Origin of the sequence: Streptomyces sp. RKAG290 (assembly GCF_023701695.1) — a bacterium.
Lineage (GTDB): Bacteria > Actinomycetota > Actinomycetes > Streptomycetales > Streptomycetaceae > Streptomyces.
In genome coordinates, this window is record NZ_JAJOZC010000016.1 from 1 (window position 1) to 4,375 (window position 4,375).

4 protein-coding genes are annotated in these 4,375 nt (G+C 68.5%); 3 read left to right on the forward strand and 1 reads right to left on the reverse strand.

Going from position 1 to position 4,375, the window contains the following annotated elements; all coding sequences use genetic code 11:
- Both LNW71_RS35580 and LNW71_RS35585 read left to right on the forward strand, forming a co-directional pair.
- Window positions 1-755 (forward strand): MFS transporter (locus tag LNW71_RS35580; RefSeq protein WP_250972338.1); only part of this gene is annotated, 755 nt, incomplete at its 5' end.
- 33 nt (window positions 756-788) lie between these two features.
- Window positions 789-1,979: a family 1 glycosylhydrolase gene (locus LNW71_RS35585; RefSeq protein ID WP_250972339.1), complete on the forward strand. Its 1,191-nt coding sequence runs from the start codon at window positions 789-791 to the stop codon at window positions 1,977-1,979.
- A gap of 407 nt (window positions 1,980-2,386) precedes the next feature.
- Here LNW71_RS35585 and LNW71_RS35590 read toward each other — a convergent pair whose 3' ends face one another.
- Complete coding sequence (locus LNW71_RS35590) at window positions 2,387-2,989, reverse strand: TetR/AcrR family transcriptional regulator (protein ID WP_250972340.1); 603 nt, start codon at window positions 2,987-2,989, stop codon at window positions 2,387-2,389.
- A 269-nt stretch (window positions 2,990-3,258) separates the two neighbouring features.
- Between LNW71_RS35590 and LNW71_RS35595 the strand changes: the two genes are divergently transcribed.
- Window positions 3,259-4,375, forward strand: a 1,117-nt coding sequence (locus LNW71_RS35595) for an APC family permease (protein ID WP_250972341.1), incomplete at its 3' end; no start/stop codon positions are given.

The following is a 4,375-nucleotide window of genomic DNA, read 5'->3' on the forward strand; positions in this document are numbered from 1 at the left end:
GGTTCCGCGACCCGGGCAGGGGCGCCGCCGAGGAGCAGCTCGCCGACCTCGACCAGGGCACCCGTGAAGCTCACTCGAAGCTCACCTGGGCCAAGGCGTTCTCGCTCCTCAAGATCCGCAGCCTGGTAATCCTGATCATCTCGCGCCTGCTGTCCGGGCACCTGCTGGTGGGAACGTTCGGCGTGGTCTTCCTGGTGGACGTGCACGGATTCAGCACCCAGAAGGCCACACTCGTCACCCTGCCCTTCGGTGTCGGTTACTTCCTCGGAACCCTCCTGGGCGGTGCAGCCGCCGACTGGGCCTCCCGGCGCAGTCCGCGTTTCGGGCCGGTCGCCGTCCTCCAGGCGGCCCAGCTCGCCTTCGCCCTCTTCGCCTTCTTCGGCAGCCAGTTCCACTACGACAGCATCCTCGTGTACGGCGTCTTCTTCGCCCTGCTAGGCGCGTCACAGGGCATCAACCCGAGCGTCAACCGGCCGATGGTCATGGCCATCACCCCACCCGAACTCCGGGGCGGAGCCTTTGCGTTGTACGTGTCCATCGCCGAGGCGCTCGCCTGGGCGGGCTACAGCCTGGGCGCGGGATTCCTCGCCGACACCGTCGGGCTCCAAGTGGTCTTCCTGTGGATCCTCGTCGTCCTCATGGTGATCAACGGCCTCTTCCTCACCCTGCTCTATCGCCCGTACGCCGCAGACACCGCCCGCGTACAGCGTGAACTGGACGCCCGGCGCAGGGCCGCCCTGAACCAACCCCGCTGACCCCAACCCGACATCCTGAAACGAGAACAGCTCATGACGCCCACACGACGACTCCCCGACGGCTTCCTGTGGGGCGCCTCCACCTCCGCGCACCAGATCGAAGGCAACAACACCAACAGCGACTGGTGGCTCTTCGAGCACATGGACAACCCCTACATCAAGGAGCCCAGCGGCGACGCCTGCGACAGCTACCACCGCTGGCCAGAGGACATGGACCTGCTGGCTCAACTAGGTTTCACCGACTACCGGTTCAGCATCGAGTGGGCGCGCATCGAACCCGCTCCGGGCGAGTTCTCCCAAGCCGCGATCGCCCACTACCGGCTCATGGTCGACGGTGCGCACGAACGCGGTCTGCGGCCGCTGGTGACGCTGCACCACTTCACCGCTCCCCGGTGGTTCACGGAGCGCGGCGGCTGGGCCGCGGCGGGTTCGGACGAACTGTTCGCCCGGTTCCTCACCGCAGCGGCCCCCATTTACGCCACCGGCGTCACCCACGTGTGCACCATCAACGAGCCCAACATGCTCGCCTCCATGGCCACCCTCTACAAGGCCCATTTCTCCGGGGACCAACTGCCCACGTTCGGGCTGACAACGCCGGATGGTGCCACCACCGAGGCCCTCGTACGTGCCCACGGCCGTGCCGTCGAGACGATCAAGTCCCTTGCTCCGCAGGTACTGTGCGGCTGGTCTGTCGCGAATCAGGTGTACCAGCCGTTGCCCGGGTCGGAGGACGTCGCGGCGGCGTTCCGCCGCCCCCGTGAGGATGTCTTTCTCGAAGCGGCCCGCGACGACGACTGGCTCGGCGTGCAGTCGTACACCCGCACTCGCATCGGCCCCGACGGCCCTCTGCCCGTACCGCCGGGGGCGGAACACACCCTCATGGGATGGGAGTTCTACCCCGGGGCCCTGGGGGAAGCGCTGCGTCACAGTGCGGCCGTCGCCCCCGGCGTCCCCCTGATCGTCACCGAGAACGGCATCGCCACCGCCGACGACACCCGCCGTATCCAGTACACCTCGGAGGCTCTGGACTCCCTCACCAGCGCCATGGACGACGGCATCGATGTCCGCGGCTACTTCCACTGGAGCGCTCTGGACAACTACGAGTGGGGTCGCTATGCACCCACTTTCGGGCTGATCGCCGTCGACCGCGAGACCTTCGTCCGTACCCCCAAGCCCTCCGCCGCATGGCTCGGCGCCATGGGGCGCCGTCGCATCCTGGCCTAAGGGCTGAGTGACATCGGCACGAGTCGCGGCAGCGGCGGTGCAGCTGACCGTCGGGGCCCTGCCGGCATGGCAGGCCCCGACGGACCCAAGGACGGGGGCAACGAGGACGGCGGGCACTCGGTGGGCGGGGCCGGTGGGGAGTGAGCACTCCGACCGAGGTGGCCCGGGGGACGGTGGAGACCTCGGAGCACGTCCAGCCGGCCTCGTCGGCGACGCCGGCGTCCATACGATGCCCCCGGCCGCGGGGACACCCCCCGTCGCCGTCCGCGCGCCCGGTGACGGCGCCCCTCAAGGTAGATCCTCACCCGCGCTCAGAGGCGAAGGCGATCCACGCAGGGGTCCTCTCCACTCAACATCAGCCTGGCACTCCCGAGGGCGTCGGCCGATGCCTAGGACCATCCTCAGGGTTAGTCGACCAGCTCATACCCCGTGACTGCGCGAGCGTGGGCGCGCAGGGCGGTGATCACGTCGGCACGCGTGCGGCGGCCGGCGAGAACCTCCATCTGATAGCCGTCCTCCATGGCGACGAAGTTCGCGGCGAGCAGTCGGGGTGGATCCTGGAGGGCGAAATGACCTTGCGCCTGCCCGAGGACCAGGATTCCTGAGTACACCGCGATCTGGCGCTCCGTGAGCGCGCTGTCGAGCGCGGCGGCCCTGGCGTCGCGCAGACAGCGCGGCCAGTACTCGAACAGCAGCCGGGTCAGCGCGTCGTCGGGCCCCACGGCGACACCGTTGCCAATGCAGGCCCGCAGCTGATCGCGGGCATCGGCGAACCGGCCGGCGGCCCGCTCGCGCTCCTGGCTGTAGCGCTCGATGGCCTGCTGATACGCCTCGTGGACCAGGGTATCGAGGTCTCCGTAGTAGAGAACCGCGGCGGAAGTGACGCCCGCCTCCTCGGCGACGTCACGCAGCCGCAGCCCCTCAAGCCCGCGCACCATCAGAGCGCGCTCCACCGCTTTGCCCAGCTCGGCCCGACGGGCCTCCTTGCTGCTGCCCTTCCTCGCCGCCACGTTGATCCTCTCACTACCCTGTTGTAAGCAAATTTAACAATAGCCCATCCTCTATTGACGGGACAACGACACAGGTCTTAAATCTGTGTTTAACAAACCTGCGGCTTACGGAGGCCCCATGCCCAACCCGACCGACGCCGAGGCCAGAACAGGGCCCGCGCCAGCCCCGACCAAGGGCTGCGCGGGGGTTCGGTGGGCTACTCGCCTCCGTCACTCTCGGACTGTCCTGTGTCGCCCCGGCCTACAGCATCGCCGTCACCCTCGGCTTCGTGACCCTGACCGTCGGGGATCTCGCGCCAGCCGCACTGCTGCTGGGCTTCGTGCCGATCCTGCTCACCGCATTCGCCTTTCGTGAGCTGAATCGCGAGATGCCGGACTGCGGCACCACGTTCGTGTGGACCACGCGCGCCTTCGGGCCGCTGGCCGGCTGGCTCACCGGCGGCTGGGTGGTGCAGATCGCCACCCTCATCGCGATGACAGCGCTCTCCCAGGTCGGCGCCACCTACCTGCTCCAACTGCTCGGTCTGCACTCACTCGCCGACAGCAGCACCGCCGTGGCCATCACCGCGGTGGCTCTGTTGGCGGCAGTCACCTCGATCGCCTACCGGGGCCTGAATCTCGCGGCGTCCGTCCAATACGTACTGCTCGGACTGCAGTTGACCGCCCTGCTCGGCTTCGGCGCCACCGCGTTCGCCCGCCACGGCGCAGTCGCACCCTCCCTGGCCTGGCTCAACCCCTTCGCCTTCGGCGGCTTCGGCCCTTTCGCCGAGGCGGTCATGCTGTGCCTGTTCATCTACTGGGGCTGGGACGCGCTGATCACCGCGAACGAGGAGACGCGCGACGGGGATCGCGTCGCAGGCCAGGCCGCCGTCATCTCCACCCTCGTCCTGCTGGGCACGTATCTGTTCACCGCCTTCGCGGCGATCAGTTTCGCCGGCACGGGCACCAGCGGCACCGGGCTCGCCAACCCCGACAACGCCGCTGACATCCTGTCCGCCCTGGCACCACCCGTCCTCGGCACGGCGCTGGCCAAAGTAATGCAGTTGGCCGTCTGCGTCTCCGCGGTCTCCGCTCTGCTCACCAGCCTCGTAGGCTCCTCGCGCGGCACGCTGTCCATGGCCGCTCACGGCGCCCTGCCCACCGCCTTCGCCCGCATCCATCCCCGGCACCGCACCCCCGGCTTCGGCACCGTGTTCATCGGCGCCACGGCCGCCTGCCTGCTTGTTCTGCTCACGCTCGTCTCCACCGACTTTCTCGGGGACGCCATCCTGTGCGTCGGACTCCTGATCGCCTGCTACTACGGCACCACCGCTCTCGCCTGCGTCTGGTACTTCCGTGGTCAGCTGCGCAATTCGCTCCGCGACCTGCTGCTCCGCGGCATCCTCC

Coding starts and splice junctions, on each gene's coding strand:
- LNW71_RS35585 (WP_250972339.1), top strand. CDS start 789: ATGACGCCCACACGACGACTCCCCGACGGCTTCCTGTGGGGCGCCTCC.